At 46.6% G+C, this 23,093-nt stretch carries 13 protein-coding genes and 1 pseudogene; all 14 read right to left on the bottom strand.

Going from position 1 to position 23,093, the window contains the following annotated elements:
- Positions 1–165 precede the first annotated feature (165 nt).
- Positions 166–5,019, bottom strand: coding sequence for a cadherin-like beta sandwich domain-containing protein (locus tag GJB61_RS12460; RefSeq protein ID WP_420819745.1), 4,854 nt, complete (start codon positions 5,017–5,019; stop codon positions 166–168).
- A 15-nt stretch (positions 5,020–5,034) separates the two neighbouring features.
- Positions 5,035–5,844 (bottom strand): annotated as a pseudogene (locus tag GJB61_RS32570) (LamG domain-containing protein); the annotation flags it as partial.
- A gap of 205 nt (positions 5,845–6,049) precedes the next feature.
- Positions 6,050–7,489, bottom strand: coding sequence for a glycosyl hydrolase family 28 protein (locus GJB61_RS12465; RefSeq protein WP_154118797.1), 1,440 nt, complete (start codon positions 7,487–7,489; stop codon positions 6,050–6,052).
- Positions 7,490–7,720: 231 nt separating this feature from the next.
- On the bottom strand, positions 7,721–9,253 hold the full coding sequence (locus GJB61_RS12470) for a DUF3502 domain-containing protein (RefSeq protein ID WP_154118884.1): 1,533 nt from the start codon (positions 9,251–9,253) through the stop codon (positions 7,721–7,723).
- Positions 9,254–9,388: 135 nt separating this feature from the next.
- Positions 9,389–10,306, bottom strand: coding sequence for a carbohydrate ABC transporter permease (locus GJB61_RS31675; protein ID WP_338115773.1), 918 nt, complete (start codon positions 10,304–10,306; stop codon positions 9,389–9,391).
- 18 nt (positions 10,307–10,324) lie between these two features.
- Positions 10,325–11,302: an ABC transporter permease gene (locus GJB61_RS12480; RefSeq protein ID WP_154118799.1), complete on the bottom strand. Its 978-nt coding sequence runs from the start codon at positions 11,300–11,302 to the stop codon at positions 10,325–10,327.
- 146 nt (positions 11,303–11,448) lie between these two features.
- Positions 11,449–13,191 carry a sensor histidine kinase gene (locus tag GJB61_RS12485; protein ID WP_154118800.1) on the bottom strand — a complete coding sequence of 581 codons (1,743 nt, stop codon included), beginning with the start codon at positions 13,189–13,191 and terminating at the stop codon, positions 11,449–11,451.
- The gene (locus tag GJB61_RS12490; RefSeq protein ID WP_154118801.1) at positions 13,188–14,702 is read right to left on the bottom strand and encodes a response regulator; all 1,515 of its coding nucleotides are present in this window, start codon (positions 14,700–14,702) and stop codon (positions 13,188–13,190) included. Before GJB61_RS12490 ends, GJB61_RS12485 begins: the two co-directional genes overlap by 4 nt.
- 305 nt (positions 14,703–15,007) lie before the next feature.
- The gene (locus tag GJB61_RS12495) at positions 15,008–15,943 is read right to left on the bottom strand and encodes a glycoside hydrolase family protein (RefSeq protein ID WP_154118802.1); all 936 of its coding nucleotides are present in this window, start codon (positions 15,941–15,943) and stop codon (positions 15,008–15,010) included.
- 156 nt (positions 15,944–16,099) lie between these two features.
- A complete protein-coding gene (locus tag GJB61_RS12500) occupies positions 16,100–17,716 on the bottom strand; it encodes an extracellular solute-binding protein (protein WP_154118803.1) in 1,617 nt (538 codons plus the stop codon).
- A gap of 66 nt (positions 17,717–17,782) precedes the next feature.
- A complete protein-coding gene (locus GJB61_RS12505; protein WP_338115774.1) occupies positions 17,783–18,661 on the bottom strand; it encodes a carbohydrate ABC transporter permease in 879 nt (292 codons plus the stop codon).
- On the bottom strand, positions 18,662–19,621 hold the full coding sequence (locus GJB61_RS12510) for an ABC transporter permease (RefSeq protein ID WP_154118804.1): 960 nt from the start codon (positions 19,619–19,621) through the stop codon (positions 18,662–18,664).
- A 282-nt stretch (positions 19,622–19,903) separates the two neighbouring features.
- Positions 19,904–21,328 (bottom strand): response regulator, encoded by a 1,425-nt coding sequence (locus GJB61_RS12515; RefSeq protein ID WP_154118805.1) that lies wholly within the window; start codon positions 21,326–21,328, stop codon positions 19,904–19,906.
- 1 nt (position 21,329) lies between these two features.
- Positions 21,330–23,075 (bottom strand): sensor histidine kinase, encoded by a 1,746-nt coding sequence (locus tag GJB61_RS12520; protein ID WP_154118806.1) that lies wholly within the window; start codon positions 23,073–23,075, stop codon positions 21,330–21,332.
- Between the last annotated feature and the right edge of the window lie 18 nt (positions 23,076–23,093).

The following is a 23,093-nucleotide window of genomic DNA, read 5'->3' on the forward strand; positions in this document are numbered from 1 at the left end:
ATTCATCGTAACATTGGGTATGACTTATTAATCAACTGTAAACATATAATGATTTCAATATTCGCGCAAACCAGTTTTATGTATATGCCTCATGGTCCTCCTATTTAAAAAAGGTCAATTCAAGCAGATTCATCTGCCTGAATTGACCCGGTTAGCGCAGATTGCTCAATTGACCTTTACAATAATCGTGCCGCTGCTCGTCTCACCTGCCGCATTCACCAGGACTACGCGGTACTCGTATTCCCCCGCTGCCCTGCCGGTTATATTTGTAATTGCCTTCTGGGCATTTGGCGTCGCTTCGCGGAGCGATTGCGTATCGATTAGTATGCCGTCCTCATAAAGACGGTATTCAGTAGCATTCGTTCCCCACCATAAGTTCATGGTCATGCTGTAATTCCCATCACCATCCCAGTTGTCATGGGATAACACCGGCTTGCCCGGAGCAGCGTTAATAACGGTAACGGTCAACGGATCACTTGCAGTAGTGCCGAAGCTGTTCGTCAGCTCACCGATATACGTATACGTTCCATTCGTTTTGCCGGTAATATCCGTCTTGACGGTCTGGGCTTGCGGCGATTGGCTTGTCAGCTTCTGCGTGGAGATGAGGTTGCCGTTCTCGTACAGCTTGAACGTAGTTCCATTCTCTCCCCACCACATATTTATCGTGACGGTATAGCTGCCATCCTGAAGTCCAGTATCATAACCGTTGTTGTCTGCGAGCACCGGTTTGCCAGGAGCCTGTGTGGCCGCCACTTCCTTCTGAAGTGTAATCTTGTACAGCTTCTCCGTTCCATCCTCTGCCGTTACCAGCACTTGAAGCACTGTATTTCCATCATCAAGCTGAATACGCTGCGGGACTCCGCTTGTCACAGCTGCGCCGTTAATAGCTACTGAGGCCGCAGCATTACTCGTCACCGCAGTGACGTTGATGATGGAGACCCCCGCAGGCACATCCGCCGAATAGTCGGTGATATCCGCCTGAAATTCCGGACTCAGAGAGGCTCCGTCCAGCACCAGACTTGAGAGCGCGGCGTCGGATGATTCAGTTTCGCTGATTTTCCGGAATACTGCCTTCAGATTCCAGTTGCGCGTGACATTATAGCTCTTAACTCCGCCCAAGTACCCGCCTGCATAGGTTGTCAGATTAAAGAGCGGGTATGCTGTCCATAAATAATCTGCCGTTATTCCATAGCTGGTTCCCGGTTCAACCCATTTCACGAACTCATATCCTGGTGCCGGCTTAGCCACCACCGTAACCGCCGTCTGATCGCCCTGTACTGTTAACGAGGTTCCCTCATTTCCTGTCGGGGCCGGTGCAGGGGGAAGACCATTCGGATTGACATATACGAGGGTCGTTCCAGTTGCAGGATCACTGGCCGTTGTTGTAACCGTGTACTCTGGGTCGTAGGGCTTCAGATGGGTACCAACTGTACCGAAAATGCGTAGTTCTGAAATATTTCCATACCAGTTGCCACCGTATATACGGAAATACCGGAAGCTAGCCTCTTTGAATGAATCCAGAACTTTGACAGGTTGCCAGATATCGTAGCTGTAGCTCTTCGAGGTCTCTGAAATAGTCCGCCAGTTCACCCCGTCCACAGAGGCACTTACACTCACCGCCGCTGCTCTGCCAGGAAGTCCGTTTCTATTCAGAATCTCAATACGGTCAAGCTGCATCAGCTTGCTGCTGTCGTTCGCCCCGAAATCAATATTGTAATACCCATATCCGCTTCCGCCGTATCTCACATCAGAGAAGGTGGATATTTTACCGTCGGACAGATAGGTGATTTCAGCCGCATCCAGCGTATTGTCCGATCCGCTGCACTGCGCTTCGGCTGCAATATTGATTTCATTGGCTGTGTTTGAGATGAGTATCTTTTGGGATGATTGCGTATTATTTGCATTCGTTATTATTTTCTCCGGATAGCTGTATACGGTATCTGCCGGCGTGCCATCTACAAGGGTATAAGCTAGCGAAATTGCCACGTAGCCCGGCTTCGATCCAGTATGAACAGTATATTCGGCCGTATACGAGCCGTCATGGTTATCCCTCACCTGAACCGTTTCTCCTTGAATGGTTGCACGGATATTGCCGATTGCCTGATCAGCCGAGAAAGAAAGTATCAGCTTATCCCCAATGACAGCCCGAGGCGGGATGGGCATTGTATCCAGAACTGGCACAACGTTTTGCACGTCCAGGGAAATATCCTTAACAGCGCTAATCGTCTCGTACCGTTCGCCGAAAATATGCAGATCCGCAATGGTGAACGGCTGATCCTCCGTATAATCATCCTTGTTGAGTACACCGGAAGTAACGTCCTTCATACGGATATAACGAAATCCTGTATTCTTGAATTCTTCCTTTACCGTGTAATTGAACCAGTCTGTTGTGAGTGGCGATATGTCATCAGAGATACGTACCCAGTTCATATAGTCATTAGAGGCCAGAATAATCGCACCCTCAGAACGTGCCGGGAATCCGCCGTCAGGCAACAATTTGAACTCACTTGTCTTCACCTTAAAGCCCTCGCCAAAATCAATTGTGAACTTCTTTTCATCCACAATCCACCGGATGGGAATACCCGAAGCATGAAGGTCTACGAGTGAAGCTGCATTAATGCTAGTGCTGTCCGGCGCTCCTACGGCAATACCCGACAAATCAAGCGCACCGTCAGCAATGATCGGATTTAACAGGCGTAGTCCTATGACTGCCTCCTTCAGATCAAGTAGCGCCTGATTCTGGGCCGCCGCATCGCCGGAGCCGTCGAGAGCCAGCGCTGCTTCATATTTGCTCTGGAAAATGGTGTAGCTGGCCGTTTCATACTTTTTATCAGAATGATATGCCTTGATTACATTCTTGATGGCTTCACTGTAGAGGCCGGCAACCGTGACGGTAACCTCCAGTAGATTAATCGCTGTTCCGTTGGTTACGGTTACATAAAAGGAATACTCACCGGCGGACAGCGTTGCCGGAAGGCTTCCCGACAGGACTCCCGCGCTGCTTACTGTAATATTGGCCTCCCTCACAAAGCCTGCGTCATCTTCGACAATACCATAGGTGATGCTCTGTCCGGCATTGCCCGCGGCATTGGATACATCATATTGAAGCTGCGCTGACGGATAAACATCCAGATGGAGTGTATTTACACCTCCCTTGAAGAGCGGCGCTTTCACGGTTGTGCTGTTAACGAGCAGATGATCGAACTCAGCATAATCTCCCGCCCCGCCAGTTACCTTGAAATAAATAATCGAATCTGCCTGAAAAGCGGTGCCGGGCAGTCCTGAGAGATTAATGACCATATACTTCCATTCACCACCGGTATCTGGCAGCCGGACCGTCGTAAACGGCTCTTTTCCAAGGTTACCCAGAAGCTTCAGTGTGGTAATACTATTGCTCTTGATCCGGAACGCGAGATCGCCGTTCCTCCAGATACCGAGGCCATACACGGCGAAGGTGGATCCGGCTTCAGTAGCCTCAACACGGACGGCCCCATCAGTTCGTGTAATTCCACTATCAAAAGGTGTAAACCGCGTTTCCAGCTGGTAAGGAATGGTTCCCCCATTCTCCTGGGCTATCGCAGAAGGGGGAGATATACCCAATGCACCGTCAGGAATGTACAGCCATAAATCATTCACGGTTAATCCGTACACTTCCCAGCTCCGGTATAATTCTTCGGCAACATACTTAAAGTCGGGATCGTTATCCGTATAGCCCTTGCTGTACTTATAAATGTAGTAATAATCCTCTCGTCCGCTGATTCGTCCCCGTCTGTCCGGACTGATCGGCGCATTCAAGCCGTCATTAAAGGGAACATCATAACCCAAATTGTATTTGTAATAGTAATTGACTCCCTTAATCAGTCGGTCATTCATGAAGGAGTACACATCCACGCCGTCAGAAGCTGTCGTTGCTGTTCCTGTGACCGGATCAAGCTGTGTTCCCTGTGCTGAAATAATAGCAGCCAGTACAGCCAGGCCTTCAATGTTATCGAAGGAATGCGGCTGATCGCGCACCATCTCTTTGACCGCAACCGCCGGCTCATCCAGTGTGTTCCCATTACTGTCCACCGAGAATTCAAACAAGGCATTGGCAAATGCACCATTCTGGTACGGCAGTGTCGTACTGGCGTTTACGGTCACCCACTCCAGTACACGTTCATAATCCGACTTGCTGTCCATGAACACATAAGAGGATAATGTTGCCATTACCGAAGTCTGGTGCTGGTTCAGCCAGTTGTTGTTCCGTTCCATCCAGAGTCTTAGCGCCGGCTTTTGGAAGTTATCACTATATTTGCGGGAATACTCCTCCTTCCATTTCAGCTCTTCATGGCCTGTGCTGGTATACCGCAGCAATTCGGCTGCCGCATTCATCATGTACATGGGCGGTCCCTGATGAATATGTGCATCCGTTACATACTTGGCCAGCGATGGATCTAGGCTCCCCCACAGCAGGACAATCCGCATGGCTTTTTCACGGTAAGCAGGATCTCCGGTCATAAAATACATAATTGCTTGATAGTAAGCTGCAGTAGCATCCTGGGTCATCTGATTGTTAAAGAGGTTGGTGCTATAGCTGTTGTAACTGAATACCGGTACAAGATGATCCAGATCTGCAGACGGATTGCTGTCATTTCTGATCACATATGACTTGGAAGCAAAGTCGCTGGCTGCAAAACTAGTATAGTATCCGTACCAAGGCTGCTCCTTGTTCAAAATATGCTGGCGCACCCGCAGCAGCTCCTGCGGCGCAACGCTGACAGCCGGATGAACAAGCTGCGTCTCTGTATTATTAACGAACACCGGTAAAGCTTCGGCAAGACCCTGGATTGCAGCAAGCAGTGCAGCTGTTATAGCTTCGATCGCGGACGGAGTCGCGGACGGATCTTCCCTTAGCGCTTGGGCCTGCCCGAAAACCTCCAGCAGCTTGCTCCACGATTCATCCGAGTAATACCGCTGTCCGGCGTTAATAATCGTCTGGGCTTGAGCTATAATCGAGTCTGCATTGGAATCTTTATACATGGCTTGGATCTCATCCGCACCTAAAGCACGATTGTAGATGCGGAAATCGTCGATAGAACCGTTAAAGAGGGGGTCGTTAAACTGGCTTTTGCCGATATAGTTCAGGACCGGCTTAAAATCACTTGGCTTGATGGTAATACTCGCAGAGGCTTTGGCCTCGCCGTTTAGATACAGGCTCGCCTTTCCGCTCCCGAGTGTAAGTGCCACATGGACCCATTGCCCTACGGGAAGCTGCGCGGTCTGCACGATTTGCTCGCTACCGCCATTTTTCATAGCGAACCGCATATAGCTGCCCGTCTTGGGAGTCAGGAACATATATTGGTTCGTGCCGGTTCCGAAATCGAAGATCCGCTGCCAATCCTTACCGCCTTTCCAGTTCACCCAGGTGGATACAGTAATTTCATCGGAAATGGCAGACGGAAGACTTGGCGGGAGGGTCACATAGTTATCACTGCCGTTCAGACTGAGCGCTTGACCTACTCTTCCTTCCACATAAGCAGGTATGCCGGATACCGTGCCATCGGCCGACCCGTCTGCACTATAGGCATTTCCGTTGAAGGGATATAATGTTAATAATTCCGTATTATACGCAGCCTCGGTCACAGTAACGCTGGCATCGGATATCCCGCTCTCCTGAACCTCCAAATATGTGGCAGCTGTAATCCCCGAAGGCTGAACGGTATCAGGGACATTCGTATCTTCAATAGATTGCTGTATAACCGATGAAGAGCTTCCCGCTGCCTGTGCAGGCACAAGCAGCGTTATCATCAAGATCAATGAAACCGCCAGTGCTATCGTTTTACGCAGAGTGTTATTGATTTTCATTCTTCCCTCCTGGATAGTTATTATTGAAATGATTAGTTCAAAAAAATCAGAAAGCGCTTTCTATTTATTGTTGCAATTAAAGCCTGAATCTAAAAAGCCAGTAATGAATAATATAATCACCTCCCTGCCGAAGTTTAGCCGGTAGAGTCCATAACTCTGCCGGCTTACAGGATCAAAGTGCACACAATGTGATGATTGTATCGCATCAAGCATCAAAAGAAATCCTATGGACAAACTCATTAATGTCCATTATCCCTATTTCCGGCTGAAGGATTAATTTACCGTTTACTGATAGTCGGGTGAATCTTACATTGCTGATCGCGCGTTCATTATCATAGCCAAAGATCTGGCTTGGATTACGAGTATCGCCATTGTACGTGATATCCTCAAAGCTAATATTCTCAATCCGGCGCCCTGGTGCGGGATTATAATCCTTGTTCCACACCACTCTGAGGTCAATCAGACGGCCGAGTTCAAAGTCTTCGATGCGGATATTCCGGTACACTACATCCCGTACAGTATTAAGATCGCCAGCATTAATCGCCAGTGCCCCCATATAGTTCGGCTGCGGTTCATGGTGTTCCAGAATGTCAATGTTCTCAAACACAATGTCATGAATGGTGTCTCCATTGTCCTGATGGTTACCATGGGTTCCGATCATCAGAGGATGGGCGACATCCGCCCAGAAGACAGAGTTACGCACGGTAATATGGCTGGTATCACCATAGAAATCCCACCGTGAGCCGTAGATGGCAATACAATCATCTGATGTACGCAGAAAAACATCATTAATATCAATATGCGAGCAGGACATCATATCAATGCCATCGGACCAGCCACGAGTACTGAAAGATTTAAAATTCAGGATATTAACATGATGCGATTGCCCCAGATAAATGCTGTAATGAGGCGGGTCCAGCGTAATAATTCCCTCAACAGAGATATTCTCCGAGAAGACAATCCGGATGCCGCGGAACGCCGAGAAGCGGTGGAAACCAGACAAAAAAAGAATTCCCCTGCCGCGTATCGAGACGTCCTTCACGTGATCGCACACCATTGACCCTACGACAACAGCCCCACCAGCAATATAAACTGTTGTGCCCGAAGGGATCTGCAGCAGCGTCTCCTCCAAATAATGCATTCCCGGTGCAAAATAGATCGTATCCGGCGCCATGCCCCCTTCAGCCTTGGGAGTAGCCAGCATACGGTAAATATCATCCGTCCGGTGAATGGCAGGCTTAAGCAGAAGAACATTCTCAAGCTCTGGATTGGGCACATTTATCTCACAGGGATTTGCGAACAGATGCAGATTGCTGAACCGCTCTCCGTTAATTTCAACTGACAGCTTCTGCGGCCGGTCCAGAGTGAAGGTAAGGGTCTGGTCCGTATGCTCAAAGGGAAGGCTGACCGACAACGGGCGAATAACCGCATCTTGAATGGGTTGTTTCAGGCTCTCGATGCGAACTTCCACTGTCCCAGCCATATCAAAATACACCATTGAAGCTTGTCGGATATGATGCATATCCACCCTCACTTCATACACAAATAGCTTCTCCCAGGCCTGCCCAGGAATTCTTACATACACTGCAAAATCTTCTTTACCTACAGCACCCGATGGGGCAGTATAAACAATAATCTTATCCATAATTCCTCCATATTCCCACGTTTGATAACGTTTCCAAAAAAATCATAACACTAGCAAATTTTCAGCTCAGCTTATTTACGCAATCATTTTATCACTGGTAAAGATGCAGCATAAATCATACATTTGCAAGATTTGTTGTAAATTCGGAAGAGGATTGTCCTGCAGCCTGAAGCGGGAAAAAGAAAAGCCGTCCCGGTCAGGATAATTCCTGATCAGGACGACTCGGTATTATTATTTCGCTGTTTTGAAAGCATCTACTTGCTTCTGCAATTCAGACATGTAGGTATCGAAGCCTGCATCCTTCAGCTGTTTCTGCACTTTAGCCAGATCGCCGTCGATGTCGTTGGTCATCCCTACGCTTAATGGTTGAATATATTGTGTTTTTACCGTTTCCAGATTGGACAGCTCGGTTGCCAGTGAACTGGTGTCAAAGCTGAAGCCCTCGTAAGGATCTGTACCGCCGGCTTCTGCCCGTTTAATTCCCTCTACCTGTAAATTATCATAAATTGTCTTCCATTCACTCGGATAATTGACTTGAAGGCCCATGTAACCATCAGCCATGCCTGTCCAGGAAGGCTTGATATTATCGGTTGGAATACCTTCATAATTGATATAACCCGCTGAGTCAACCTTGTAATTCTCTCCTTCAACACCATAAGCCAGTAAATTAAAGTAGGTCTGATCCGTGTGCGCCTTCTCGATAAATTTCAGTGCCTGTAAGGCGTATTGTGAATTGGTCCCTACAGAAATCATAGTAGTAGTACTTGGCGACATTTTAGGCAGGAACGCCGGGGCGTTATTATCCATCACAAAATCGTACCAGCCATAGGTTGATTCCGGCAGAGCTTCTTTAAGCTGGTTAATATAGTTACCGCTGACCGCTCCGAACTGGTTATTGAATTCAAGCGGCTTTTGGTTAACTTTCATCAATTCCAGTGTTTCGGCGGTGGCGTTGCCCTGGGCGGCCAGAATATCATGATCCACTATGCCATCGTCATACCATTGCTTCGCTTTAGCTACTGCTTCTTTGTATTCCGGAGTATCATAAATGCTCATTACCTTATAAGGATCAGCATACGATGCTACAGCATAATCGGCAGCTACGATATAATATTTGCTGGCAATCAGTTGTGTGTAAATATTAGTGCCGAAGCGCTTGTCGTTCAGCATAGGTGTAGATGGATATTCTTCTTTGGCTTTGTAAAGATACTGCTCGGCTGTTTCTAGGCTGTTGATCTCCGGAAGTCCCCATTTCTGTCTCAGATCCTCACGGTAGAGCATCCCTTCGCCGCCACCACCCGGCTTATTGTATTGCGGAATACCGAATACCTTACCATCAATTTTCACTCGGTCGAGTGAGCCTTTATAATGCTCTACAAGATCAGGCGTTTCATTCAGCAGCGGAGTCAAGTCCGCAAAGGCATTTTTGGTGGCGAAATTGGCAAAATCAGACCACGCTCCGCCTACATACAGATCATATTCTTTAGCTGCAATTGCTCTACTGATCTGGTTCTTTTCATCTCCCCATGGAATATAGTCAAATCTGACCCGGATGCCCAGATCCTTTTCGGTTAGAGCATCCAGTTGCTTATAGAAGTTATCCAGTCCGCTTTTGGGCTCATTCCCCATCGTAATCGCTTTCAATTCAACGATTTCTTTCGACGCGTCTGTTGCAGCCGTATTCCCTGAATTTGCAGGTTCACCACTGGCATTATTGTTGCCCGAATTTGAGCAGGCTGCAGATAATCCCAGCATTAAGGCCATGGATGTAACTAACATTGTCTTTTTTAAATGCTTTCTTTTCAAGCTAAACCCCTCCATTGTTATAAACCATTATATGTGCAGTGGAGGAAACAGTAAATGTGCTTCCTCCAACTTGACACCAAACCCGCAATATCCTTAACCTTTCACACTGCCAACAACAAGTCCGCTGACGAAGTACCGCTGCACGAACGGATAGAACAGCAGGACCGGACCGGTAACCAGCATCGCCGTAGCCAGCTTCATTGTTTCACTCGGCAGTTGCTGAATAATAATGACATCTGAGCCCTTAACCGCATCCGTCACTCTCGACAGCATTCTGTAGAGCAAGTACTGCAGACCCCATTTATCCTTGTCGGTGATCAGATACAGGCTATAGGTAAACCAGTTATTCCAATAGCCGAGTGCGGTAAACAGGCCGATCGTAGCCATAGCCGGCTTCGTCAGCGGAATGATGATCTGCCAGTAAATCCGGAAATCTCCCGCCCCGTCAATCCTCGCTGATTCCATGAGCGCATCGGGTATACCTTTGATAAAGTTCCGGAAAAGGAACACGTTGAACGCCGACATCAGACCGCCCAGAATAACGGACCAGAGCGAATGGTTCAGATGCAGCACATTGGCTACAATGAGATAAGTCGGGATAAGCCCTCCGCTGAATAGCGTAGTGAAATATACGAAGAAGGATACTTTGTCTCTGTGTTTAAAATCAGGACGGGAAAGCACGTACCCTCCCATGGATGAGCATAACAAGCCTAGAAATGTGCCTACTGCTGTTACATAAATCGTAACCATATAGGCCCTGCCGATCGTATTTCCCAAGGAAGTTAAGACCACCCGGTAAGCTTCCAGCGTCAGCCCTTTAGGTATAATCGAGTATCCGCTCCGCACTACTTCTGACTCTGTGCTGAAAGAGCCGGAGAGCATAATTATAAATGGGATGACACAGACCAACGCACCGATAGACACTGCAATTATTGCGATGATATCGAATATTTTTGTTCCAGCGTCCTTGCGGATTTTACTGCCGTGTTTATCAACAATCACAGAACTCACGTTCAATCACTACCCTTTCTAGAATAAAGAATTTTCCTTGTCAAACTTTCTGAAGATAGCATTAACGGTAAGAATGAGAATCAGGCCGAAAAGGGATTGATATAATCCCGCTGCAGTCCCCAGATTAATACTGAAGTTAACGGTCAGAGAACGGTATACATAAGTATCAATAATATCCGTTGCATTAAGCAGTAGCCCGTTGTTGCCTACGATATTCCAGAAAAGATCAAATTGTCCTCTCAGAATCCCTCCGACGGCGAACAGCAGCAGAATAATTACAGTCGGTTTGAGCAGTGGAAGAGTAACATAGCGGATGCGCTGCCATTTCGAAGCACCATCCACATAAGCCGCTTCATAAATGCTCTCGTCGATCCCCATAATTGAAGCAAGATAGATTACAGTTCCATAACCTAAGCTCTTCCAGATCTCAACGACAACAATGATGATCGGCCAGACCCAAGGGGTGCGGTAGAAATCAAACTTCTCCATGCCAAGGGAAGTGAATAGATTATTGAAAACACCGTAGTTAAAATTGAACAGGTTATAAATGATCGAGCCTATGATAACCATCGAGACAAAGTAGGGCATGAACATCAACGTCTGCGATGTTTTCACGAATTTCTTAAATGTGATCTCTTTCAGCAGCACAGCCATACCAATCTGACATATATTGCTGAGCACGATGAAGGCCACATTGTAGAGGATCGTGTTACGGGTTAACCTCCAGATAATGGAGTCTGACCCACCCTTGAATAAGAACTCGAAATTCTGCAGACCTACAAATGGACTGAGTATGCCTTTACTGAAGTCGTAATTTGTAAAGGCATTGTAGAGTCCGAAAAGCGGCAAATAGTTAAAAGCTATAAAATAGACGAACAACGGAATGAGCATAAAATAATAGGTTTTGTGCGCTCTGAAGTCCGCAAATGGCTTCCCCCCCCGTTTAAGCGCTTTCTTATTAAGCGCTTTCGAAGCATCCGATGATACCTGGTACATGCAATCACTTCTCCTCTCACGATTAATTCTATAGCTACTACCCTGCGGAAAATATCAGAAATTCAGAAGATTCCTCGTAAAAAACAATGATATTCATGACGGAGAATCTTACCTCAACGCAAAAAAAAGAAGGCCGGCGGCCTTCTTTAACTCCGGACGGCGGGAACGTTGATCATAACGCATGTCCCTTCACCTTCTGTACTGGTAAACTGAATATCTCTGGATTCATCCCCAAAAAATAAGTTCAGCCGTTTGTTAATGTTCTCAACACCGTATCCGCTTCCCTGATACCTGGAGTGCGGTTCTTCCCGCTCCCGTATCCCCGCCCCGTTGTCTTCAATACTTACGATCAGTCTGTCCTGCTCAAGCCGGCCGTTGATCCGTATCGTTCCTCTGCGCTCTTCCGTTTCCATAATCCCGTGCACGATTGCATTCTCTATGAGCGGCTGCAGCGTAATCTTAGGAAGCATACAGCTTAAGGCTTCGTACTCTACTCTGACCTCAAGCTTAATCCTGTCTTTATAGCGGTTCTTTTGAATCTCCATGTAAATGCTACACATCCGCACTTCATCTCCAACAGTTACGAAATCCTTACCTTTATTGAGCACTAATTTATAGTAGTCCGACAGGGCATGGATCACCTTCTGGATATTCTCCACCTCATCCTTCTGAGCCATCCAGTTGACCATATCCAGCGTGTTATACAGGAAGTGAGGATTAATCTGCGATTGCAGCGCCTTTAGCTCCGCTCCTTTTTTTTCCTGCCCCAGCCTAAACTGCTCCTCCATAAGCTCTTGTACACTGTTAATCATGTAATTATAGCTTGAGATTAGATGGCCCAGTTCATCGGTACGCGGTTCCAGATCCAGCGTATTTAATCTTCCCTGTCGGACCTGGCTCATTTTGTTCATCAGCAGAAAGATGCGTTGTGTTATCGATCTGGTAATAGGGAATATAGACGCCACAATAAATAGACCGATCACGGCATAAATGCTCAGCATCTGCGCACGGATTTTTTGAATAATGGACATCGCTGCACGGGATGGGATAACAGATACGAGATAAAGGCCTGTGGAATCAAGCTGATTGCCCCGCGCCAGATAAGTCCCACTATCCAAATGTATCTCGGAATAACTTGCACCGCTGTTCAGCTTATAAGGCAGCCTTATCTTGGCCAGTTCTTCTTCACCTCCGCTACTAGCTACAATTTCTCCATCTGCGGTCTCCACATATACCAGTTGTCCGGGAACGGATGGCTGCAGTGCCTCGGTGATCTGCCCCAAATCTATGTTAATCATGACGAATCCGACAGACTCCATATAGTTATTCTCATTCCAAAGCGCCCGGCCCAGCGTTAGATACTTCTTAGGCTTGAGAAAATTAAATTTGTCCTCGAATATTAACCAGGTGGATCTTCCTTTTGCGGCCAGGAAGGTCTCCGTCCACTTCTGGCCCTGAACCTGGCTAAGCGGTCTATACAGGGAACTTTTTCCGGCCATGACGAATCTGTCATTGATGAAATACATGATGTTGTTGAACTGGGAGTCCGACTCCAGAATTTGAGTATAGGAGGTGATGTCCTCGAATATTGAGATTTGCTTCCATATTTCCAGCTGATCCGGATTCTTCGAGAAGATTGAGGTGATATCTTTGTTCACAACAATCATGGAGGCGATCTCTTCGATATGTGACATCCTGCCCTTCAGTACCGACAAGGTCTGCTCATAAGTCTGGTTATTTGCATAGCTCTGCCGATCCAGTGCGTATTTGCGTATCTCGTGCTGGGACACAAAGAACGTAATAATCAGCGGAATAATTCCTACCATAATGAACAGAAGGATTAGTTTTTTACGGATAGAAAGATTTCTGAGTTGTAAGAGGATCTTCATCTAAGCTTCATCCTTCTGAATTCAACCGGCGTTAAAGAGGTACATATCCTGAATACCTTCGCAAAATAACTTGGACTGGCAAAGCCGCACAGCTCTGAAATCGCATTCATTTTATAATGCTCATTCATAATTAGCTTCTTGGCCAGCTCGATCCTGTACTCCCTGATATATTGGGTGATGGTCGTTCCTGTTTCCTGCTTGAACAGCATATTCAGATGGGCAGAGGACATGAACATATGCTGGCCAATCTCCGGCAGGTCCAGATCCACCTTACCTACATGGGAAGCGATATAATCCATTACGCTGGTTATGGTATGGGAGTACCTGGAATCCTTCTCTATCTCCGCACAATAGATTCTGCAGACTTCCTGAATATACAACCTGATTTTCTCCAGTGTAGTGCACTCGGATATCCGTACATCGACATCATTAATATCATATATCCCATCCAGTTTAGCCAGCAGCGCACCTTTCTCCTGAATCATCGCCCGGCCCAGAGATGAAAACAGGGAATACACCTGCTCGCGCGGAGGATGCTCTTTCACAGTAAATTGCCTGCATAATGAATCAATCCATTCTATAAGCCCGGAAGGCTGGCTCTTCATCAGTATATAAAAATCCACAAACAACTGCGGGCTAATACCGGACTGGGCATTATGCGATTCCTGGTATGGGTAATAATGAAGATCTGGATAATAGAAAAAATGATCCAGTGCCTTTTGCACACTCGCATAGCTCTGGTTGAGCTCGTAAAGGCTTGATACCCGGCCTCCGGTTCCTACGTAGTGATGCTCGCTTCTCAAGACCAGCTGCTTCGCCAAGGCTTCGACCCGGTCCATCTTGAGCCTGTTAAGCGCCAGCACGAATACAAACTCTCCCCTGCCGAGATGATCCCCGACAGCATGAACGCCCTGCCCGCTCCAGAAGTCATTCACATATTCCAGCAGCTCCTGCTCGTGTCCCGCTTGTCCCGGGCTGTATACCAATAAGCATAGATAACCAGAGTTCACCGGAAACTCCGCCTCTTCACATTGCTTCCTGATCCATTCCGGATTCGCTGTACCTTCAATCAGCAGACGTGTGAGCTTTTGCTGCTGCAGGTTCTTTTTGGTACTGAGATCGTTTACGAGCCTTTTACTCCTGTGCACAGATTGGACTGTCTTGCGAATGGCTTCCTGCAAATCAAGGAGCTTGATCGGCTTCTCAATATAATCAACCGCGGACAGCCGTATCGCACTCTTCAAATAATTAACATCCAGGTATCCGCTCATGAACAGCAGCTTGCTGTCCGGGCAGAGCTCACCCAGCTTCTCCGCAAAATCAATCCCGTTAAGCTTCGGCATACGGATATCTGTCAGCACGATTTCGGGCTTATACTGGGTTGCCAGCCGAAGCGCTTCCGCCCCATCCCTGGCTTCGAGGATATTGCTGATCCCGAACTGCTCCCACTCAATCGAATCGATCAAGCCCTCTCTCGTGTAATCATCGTCATCTGCTATTATTATCCGCATATAAATGAACTCCTTAATCCAAGATTTCTTTGCTGTATCAGGACCTGCTGAGTACTTGAAAGCGCTTGTAAAAATATCTTTGCTGGTGAGGCTAGCCACAAGCGGTTACACCCTGCATTATCTACCTATTCTAAAAGTATAATTTTGAGATTACAATCACTCATTATGCGTATTTATAGCAAAATATGAAGAAAAAGCCGGCTCAATAGTAGATATTACCTAAGCGGCGGCTTCTGTGATAGGGAAATAAATGATGCGGAAATCCTCTTACAGCTATCTGGAGGACTCGGTTGAGAAGGAGTAGGCTAGTCCGCCGGCAGCAGCTCAATCTCAAACGACTCGTTGCGATCACAAACGAGTACACTATCAACAACGTCAAGCCTAGCGACCTGAATTGAGGAGCGGCGACATTCGTAACTTCCATCCAATGCTGCCTGCCCCCCCGTCTCATCTCTTCCTGGATGCGTAAAGTAGAAGATAAAAGCCGCTTCTCCTTGCACGACAACATCCGCATGCAAGCCGATCGCACCATCGTCCTCACGATCACCTGGCTCATTAAGGAGTAATCCGGTGCGCTCCCACGTATTCAAATCATCAGAACGGAATACCCCCTGTCCTCTCCATTCATCTACGATCATCCAGTAGAAGCCTTTGAAATGGAATACATTAGGCCCTTCGTGAGGGCGTTCAGTAAGAATCGGACCGACAACCTCCCAGAGATATAAATCTTTGCTATCCGCCGCATACGTGTGTGACTGATTCTCCTCGTCTTTGTACCACATGCGGAAGCCACCACAAGGCAGCTCATGGATACAAGCATCGATTACCCGGTTTGAGCTCAGCTCAAGCTTAGAACAGAATGTCCAATCAAGTAGGTTCGGACTCGTATAATGCATCATATCACGCCGGTTGCCGGCCCAACCTGTCGGCACACCTTGAATATAGCTGACATACATATGGTACAGGCCGTCATGCCAATATATTTCCGGTGCCCAGAAGGTATTACGGCCCCATTCAAGATCGAGTCCTTGTAGTGTACCGCGATATAGCCAGCTTTTACCGCCGTCCCGTGAGGAAGCGACACCAAGATCGGTGCCATGCACCCAGGCAACACGCTCTCCCTCAGCCGTCGCTCTGCGGTTCGTATATATCATCCACCATTCTTGCGCTTCCCGGTTCCAGATAACTACGGGATCTGCAGCTCCATCATAAATTGGATCACGAAATAAAGGTGCTTTCATTCTATCTATCCCCTTTCATTTTCTGTTATACTTTCCCCGGACACCTTGGTGCGTTCACTCGTGATGTGATTGCGGAAGGCAGACGCGGGATAGCAGAGACCAAAGTGAGAGAACATATCCGCTCACTTTAGGCCCCTGCAAATTAGTTTAATATCATTAAATCCCCAATTCCTTAGCTTTATCGTTCACTTCTTTAATTGCATCATTTAAACCTTTAGATTCATAACCCTTCAATACTTTTGTCCACATGGCCGCAGGATCGTCTTCTCCGAGGATCGTATTGACCATGTCATCAATCAGGGTCGATGTAGACAGCTTGTTTTTAGCAGGTGTGGACATCAGCATAATATCGAAATTAATTGGAGCAGGTGTATATTCTGCTTTGAATTTCTTGAAGGTCTCCTGATCATAGGCTTCCCACGCAGCTATATCGGGGTTGGAGTTGAGCACTGTCTTTCCAGCTTTGTATAAGGCACCATGCCACTGTGCCAGGGCATTCAGTGTATTGGTGACTGGATATTTTGTAGCCAACGACTCATCGCTGCTAAGCAGTGATACTGCCTTGCCATTTTCTATTTTGTAATCAACATTAAGAATGCCATTTTTAACAAGTACGGAATAATCTTCGGAAGCCATGAAGTCGATCAGTTGCAGAGCCCGATCAAATTGCTCATCACTCATCTTGTTATTGAAGTAAATCTCCGACCAATACGGAGTTTCCGCAAAAGTATAGCGCTTGCCATCACTTGCAGGCCAGATACTCATGAGACCAACTGCATCGCTTAAGTTCACGCCTGGATTGCCTTTATGGAATGCATCGACGTTAGCGAATGTACTAAATGTCCCACCGTAGTTAACAAAAGATTGACCATTCAAAAACTTGGATGTTCCGTCACTCGCTTTTTGAATAGCAAAGTCCTTATCCAGCAGTCCTTCACTGTACAGCGTTCTGAGCTGCTTCAGCCCCTCATTAATTCGGGGGGAATCATAAGAAGGTATCCACTCATCTTCTTCTTTGGTCCAGGATTTCGAATTGGCCATTTCCGGGAAGCTACCCAGGAACTGTGTATCAATATAGCTCTTATTCTCCAAAGTCACTCCGACCGCTTCGGGGTGCAGCTTCTTCACGGCCTTGATCATTGCGACAAATTCATCGAAAGAGTTAGGACTGGAAGTAAAACCTGCTTCCGACGCCCAGTCTTTGCGGTACAGAATTGGACGGTCCATGATCCAATCGCTGGAGTCGTTGTATGTCATTCTTGGGATCATATAAAACTTGCCGTCCACCTTCAGTGGCGTGACGGAAGGCAAACTCATAATTCGCTCGATGTTAGGATATTTGCTGAGATCTTCCGGTAGTGGTTTAATAATTCCTTGTTTCGCCCAGGAAGCATATAGCGCCTGGTTGTCCACTGCGATGACGTTCGGGAAAATATCCGGCAACTGCCCAGATGCCGCCCAAACCTTTGTCTTCTCCATATAGTCATTCCAGGTTAACTGGACCGGATTCAACGTCACATTAAATTGCTTCTCCAGATTGTTGAAAATCGTATCATTTGCAGCCCCAGGAGCATCAAAGCCATCCTGAATTCCCATGAACGAAACATTAAGTTTTATATTTTTTGAAGTGTCCTGCCCAGTTCCGTTCGAAGCGTTATCTGCTGGTGCGGACGAAGAGTTTGCCGAGTTACCATCGCTACTGCAGCCTGAGAAAACCGTGGTCACCGCCAGCATTAGCACCGCTAAGAGCAAAGTCTGTTTGTTCTTGTTCATGCTTGCTATCCCCTTTTGTTGTAAATTTATAATTATGGCATATGCCAGAATTAACTATTCATTGAATCAGCCCTTAACGGAACCAATCATAATCCCTTTGGCGAAATACTTCTGCACGAACGGGTAGATTAGAATAATGGGTACAGCTGAAATAATGATCATTGCTGATTTGACCGAATCCCCATAAATGTTCTGTGTCCCTTGTGCCAGTTGTGCTCCCGCTGTGCTGTTTATTATTTGGCTGATATTCGTGATTGCATTACGCAGCACCAGCTGCAGCGGATACAGCTTCGTGTCGTTGATGAACAGCGTTGGCAGCCACCACTCATTCCAGCGGTCCACCGCGTAGAACAAGGTCATCGTCGCGATAATCGGCATGGAGACCGGAACAACAATCCTCCATAAGATCGTGAGGTCATTTGCCCCGTCAATCTTAGCCGATTCCTCCAAAGAAGGAGATACCGTATTGAAGAAGTTTTTCATCAAGATGAGATAGAAGGTGTTCACGGCTGGCGGTATGATCATCACCAGTAAATTATTCTGCAGATGTAGCTTTTGCAGTGTCAGGAAGTAAGGAATCAGTCCTCCAGAGAAAAACATCGTGAAGATGATCGCATTAAAAATAATATTACGCCCCGGCAATGTCTTCTTCGACAGTGCATATGCACCCGCCGTACTGACCACGATGCTGAGAATCGTCCCTCCTATCGTTACTAACACCGAGATCCCCAGGCCACGCATTACTTTTCCTTCCAGAAACAGAAAACGGTACGCGGAGAAGTCAAATGTCTCCGGGAACAAGAATACCCGGCTTGTCCCAGAATCTGATACCGTCGAAAAGGACAACATGAGTGTCTGGTAGAACGGAAACAGCGCAATGATGGCTGTAATCCCCAAGAACAGAGTTATCAGCGTATTGGGCCAGTTGAATTTTTTAGTCGCCACTTATAATCCCTCCTCTTTACCAAACCGGGTCACAATATAGTTAGCCCCGAATAACAGGGTAAAGTTGATGACCGATTTCAATAGCCCAACCGTAGTGGAGAACCCGAAGCCAGTCGCATCTGTGAATGCACTGCGATACACGAAGGTATCAAGTATGTCCGAATATGCATACACTGCCGAATTGTACAAGTTGAATATCTGGTCGAACCCGCCGTTCATCACATTGCCGACTGCCAGAATGAACAATACTGCAGCAGTCGATTTCAGCACAGGCCAGGTGATCGCCTTCATCTGCTGAAGCCGATTTGCACCATCGACTTCTGCGGCTTCGTACAGCTCCAGATTAATTCCAGCAATTGCCGCCAAATACAGAATGCAGGACCAGCCTGCTTCTTTCCAGATGTTCGAGACAAATAGTACGATCGTAAAGCCGGGGCCGCTGGTCAGTACCGAAGATTTCTCAGCACCAAACAACGCCAATACTTGATTGTACAGACCTTGATCGTTAAAAATTCCAATGATGATCCCGCTTAGAACGACCCAGCTTATGAAATGCGGGAAGGTGAACACAGTCTGGAACACACGTGTCAGTCTGCCCTTCGAGATTTCGTTCAGTAGTATTGCCAGTACAATCGGAATCGGAAATTCAATGATCAGCCGGCCCATGCTGATTAGAAGAGTGTTGCGGAATGCAGTCCAGAAGCCGGGATTGCCGAAGACCGCGTTGAAATTGGCAAAATGGTTCCACGGGCTACCCAGAACTCCTTTGGAGTAATCGAATTCCTTGAAGGCCAACAGCACACCGTACATCGGAATATAAGTGAAAATAATATAAAAGATAACCAAGGGCGCCAGTAGTAAATACAAATACTTATGCTTAACAATTTCTTTCCACAAAATCCCGCTCCGCCGCCGTGCGGTCGTTTTTCCGGAATATTCAAGCTGAGTGGAGCTTTCCATTCTCTTCACCTCTGATGTTAGGATAACAAATAATAATGGATACTCTAGACCACAGGAGTGACCCTAGAGATCTATATGGAAGCGATTCCATTCCTTCTCTATCCATAATTATAGGCTGAGCCTACTGAGTGAAGTATTGACGCAACTTAGGGATAAATGTATTTTACTTATGAAATGAAAGCGTTTGAATACGTGAAGATTCTAATAAAAATCCATGTTCATATACAAATCCTCCTTGCATTTTAACGGCAAACAAAAAAACCATCCTCTAGAGGACAGAATTTAGGAAAAGCCAGCGCGGTAGCCACTTGGAGTCTGGCCCTTCATCCGCTTAAAAATTCGGCTGAAGTAGAAATAATCCGAATACCCAGTCTTCTCAGAAATTTCATTGATCGACAAGTCCGTGTTAATTAACAACCCGCAGGCATATTCTATTCGCAGATTTGAAAGATATTGTGTAAGAGTGACCCCGTTCTCCTTTTTGAACAGTTGGCTGATGTAGTTGCCATTTAAGTTGAATTGCGTTGAAAGGAATGAAATAGAAATATCCTCACGGAAGTGCTCATTAACATATTCATAGATAACCTTGAAATTCCGATTATGTCCATACGGACGCTGGGTTTGTTCATTCATCTTCATTCTTTCAATCAGCATGTTCTTCAGAAACAGCAGCATTTCGGCGGCATTCTTGAACATTTTTCCCAACTGGTCAAAGGTAAAGATGTAATCCTCATATACTTCGCTTTCGCTGCGGCCGACATACATCATCACCTGGTTATACACCATAATCGCGTGTTTGATATGCAGTTGACCCGTCGTGAACAGATCCTCCATTACCTGTAAGGAGGAATAGAGAGCATGCGTATCATTTTTGGCAATGGCTTCCTCCATCAGTTTCATCGTATACTGCTTTTCCGTTAAATCCAGCTCCCGCTCTACAATTGAATCATTATGATTTGACGTAAAAAAACGATAGGCATTGATTTTTGCTTCGTCCAGTGCAAGTTTAATCTCGTCAGCACGGTGAATAACCCTGCTTGCACCTACGCCCTTAATCCCTCCTGCACTCGCCGCCAGGTCAAAGTGCAGCTGTTCCTCATCCTTAACCTGTATCAGGTAGGCATACATTCCGTACCCAATGCGCAGCGTGATAGTTCCGCTGCGGCCCAAGAGACTAAGCCTGCTCTTACCCACTGAGACTACTACTTTCATACCAGCAGCAGAACCTGCCTCGATGCCCGCGTTTTTTAAGTACTTGTTCAGATATTCCACCGCCTCAACGTCAGCTTCTTCGATGTAATCCAGAATCCGTCCTTCGTCTGGACTTTTCCGGTTATCCAGCACCGTGCAGGCTTTCTTCAGAAACAATGCGATCTCCGTCTCATCAAACGGCTTCAGACAATAGCCGAACGCTCCGTAATTAATGGCTTTTTGAGCAAGAGCAAATTCAGCATAACCGCTGATGACACTTACCATCGGTTGGAATGGCAGTTTTTGCAGCTCTTTAATCAATTCCAGTCCACTCATGCCTGGCATGCGTATATCCGTGAACACCACCTCTGGCCTCAGCCGTTTAATAGCCTCGTAAGCCTCTACCCCACTTAAAGCATAGCCTGCAATTTCAAAGCCGTTCCCTTTCCAGTCCACGCTGGCAATGAGGCTTTTGATAACCAATTCTTCATCATCTACAAGAAATACCTTATACATATTAGAAGCACTCCTCTAGCGGTATGGTGATGATAATTTCTGTGCCCTCTCCTTCTTCGCTTCTAACATTAATACCGTACTTATCGCCATAGCTTAAGCGAATCCTGTTGTTTACATTTAGCAGCCCGATGCCTACCTCTGAGTGTTGCACCGGATTTTCGCGATCGGACAGCAGAGCCTGAATGATCTGAAGCCGCTCAGACTCAATTCCAGGCCCATTATCCTTCACCGACAGCAGTAGCGCCTCTTCCGAGCAGGTTCCGTTCAGTTCGAGCAGTCCTAATCCATTCTTCGTCTCCAGCCCGTGGACAATGGCGTTCTCTACGAGGGGCTGCAAAATCATCTTCGGCACTCTATAGTCGAGGATTTCATCCGGGAACAGAATGGATGTTTCAAACCGGCCGGCAAACCGGATTTGTTGAATGTAAAGATAGCCTTTAAGCATGGTGAGTTCTTCCCGGAGCGGCGCAACGTCCGTTCCTTTTACGCTATAGCGGAAGACCAGGCCGAGTGCGCGGGCCATGCTGAAAATTTTTTCTGAGCCTTCTTCCACCGCTATGCCTTTGATGGATTCAAGCGTATTGTATAGGAAATGCGGATTGATCTGGCTCTGCAGAAAAGCCAGTTCTGATTGTTTTTTTACCAATTCGACCTTATATAACCGAGTGTTGCTTGCTACCAATTGATTCGTCAAGAGCTGCAGCTCATCCAGCATCCGGTTGAAATGATTGGCCATCAGGTTGATCTCCGCATAACCCTGTAGACTAATTCGCTTATTCAAGTAACCTGCACGGCCCAACTTGAAATCACCCATAAACTGCATCAGTTTTTTGAGCGGACGGATGATATTATTGATGACAAGAAAGAACGGCACCGCCAGAAGCAGAAAGGCAATCAAAACTATAATGACAGACAGCCTTCGGATTTCATCTATTCCGCTGAGCAAATCACTTTTAGGCAATTTGAAAATGATTGCCCCGCCGATATCAGGAATTTCTCCATTCTGAACGAGATATTTAGTCTCTTGGCTTTCTGTCTGAGTTTCGCTAAACAGACTGCCTCTCCTAATCTCATCATCATTGGTATAGAACACCTTGCTGTTCCGGTCCAGCGCATAAATTTTATTGCCGGTTAGCCGGGTCTCTTTTGCTGGCGATCCAAGGATGGCATTAGCCTCTAGAACTACCATCAGCGTACCGATGCGTCCATTGTTCACAAAATCAGTAATCGAGTATATCGGGCAGCCGGCAACAAACACATCCTTCTCCACATTATTGAACGGCAGGGTGGTCAAACCTGTAAAAAAATACAGTTGCTTATCTGGAATCTCCTTCTCAAAAGGCAGCAACTCATTGATATCTCCCCTGATGTTGAATTTAGTGCCAGACGTGCCAATCAGGGCGATGTCCACAATCCCGTCCTTTAAGCTGATCATATCGGAGATATAGCCTTTAAGCTGTTCGTACTTCTCATATTTGGCAATCGGATTAGTCTCGGTTAAATAATCCTGTACAATTACAGAATTATAGGCAATATTCTGAATAATACGTTTAATGCCATCCGTGTTAGAGGAAACCGTCTGGTTCATCTGCGAAATCATCTCAGTGAAATATTCGTTATTCTTTTTTTCTACTACGTTGGCGGATTTTATATAGCTGGTAAAGATAATAAAGAGCACGATCATAATAATAAATACAACTAACAAGGACATCTGAATACCAATCGGCATTTTTTTGAAATAATTCATACATTCACGACCTCTATA

It is taken from the genome of Paenibacillus monticola, assembly GCF_009664975.1.
Classification (GTDB): Bacteria; Bacillota; Bacilli; order Paenibacillales; family Paenibacillaceae; genus Paenibacillus_AQ; species Paenibacillus_AQ monticola.

Coding starts and splice junctions, on each gene's coding strand:
- GJB61_RS12465 (WP_154118797.1), bottom strand. CDS start 7,489: ATGGATAAGATTATTGTTTATACTGCCCCATCGGGTGCTGTAGGTAAA.
- GJB61_RS12490 (WP_154118801.1), bottom strand. CDS start 14,702: ATGCGGATAATAATAGCAGATGACGATGATTACACGAGAGAGGGCTTG.
- GJB61_RS12460 (WP_420819745.1), bottom strand. CDS start 5,019: ATGTATAAAGATTCCAATGCAGACTCGATTATAGCTCAAGCCCAGACG.
- GJB61_RS12485 (WP_154118800.1), bottom strand. CDS start 13,191: ATGAAGATCCTCTTACAACTCAGAAATCTTTCTATCCGTAAAAAACTA.
- GJB61_RS12520 (WP_154118806.1), bottom strand. CDS start 23,075: ATGAATTATTTCAAAAAAATGCCGATTGGTATTCAGATGTCCTTGTTA.
- GJB61_RS12515 (WP_154118805.1), bottom strand. CDS start 21,328: ATGTATAAGGTATTTCTTGTAGATGATGAAGAATTGGTTATCAAAAGC.
- GJB61_RS12480 (WP_154118799.1), bottom strand. CDS start 11,302: ATGTACCAGGTATCATCGGATGCTTCGAAAGCGCTTAATAAGAAAGCG.
- GJB61_RS12500 (WP_154118803.1), bottom strand. CDS start 17,716: ATGAACAAGAACAAACAGACTTTGCTCTTAGCGGTGCTAATGCTGGCG.
- GJB61_RS12495 (WP_154118802.1), bottom strand. CDS start 15,943: ATGAAAGCACCTTTATTTCGTGATCCAATTTATGATGGAGCTGCAGAT.
- GJB61_RS12470 (WP_154118884.1), bottom strand. CDS start 9,253: ATGGCCTTAATGCTGGGATTATCTGCAGCCTGCTCAAATTCGGGCAAC.
- GJB61_RS12510 (WP_154118804.1), bottom strand. CDS start 19,621: ATGGAAAGCTCCACTCAGCTTGAATATTCCGGAAAAACGACCGCACGG.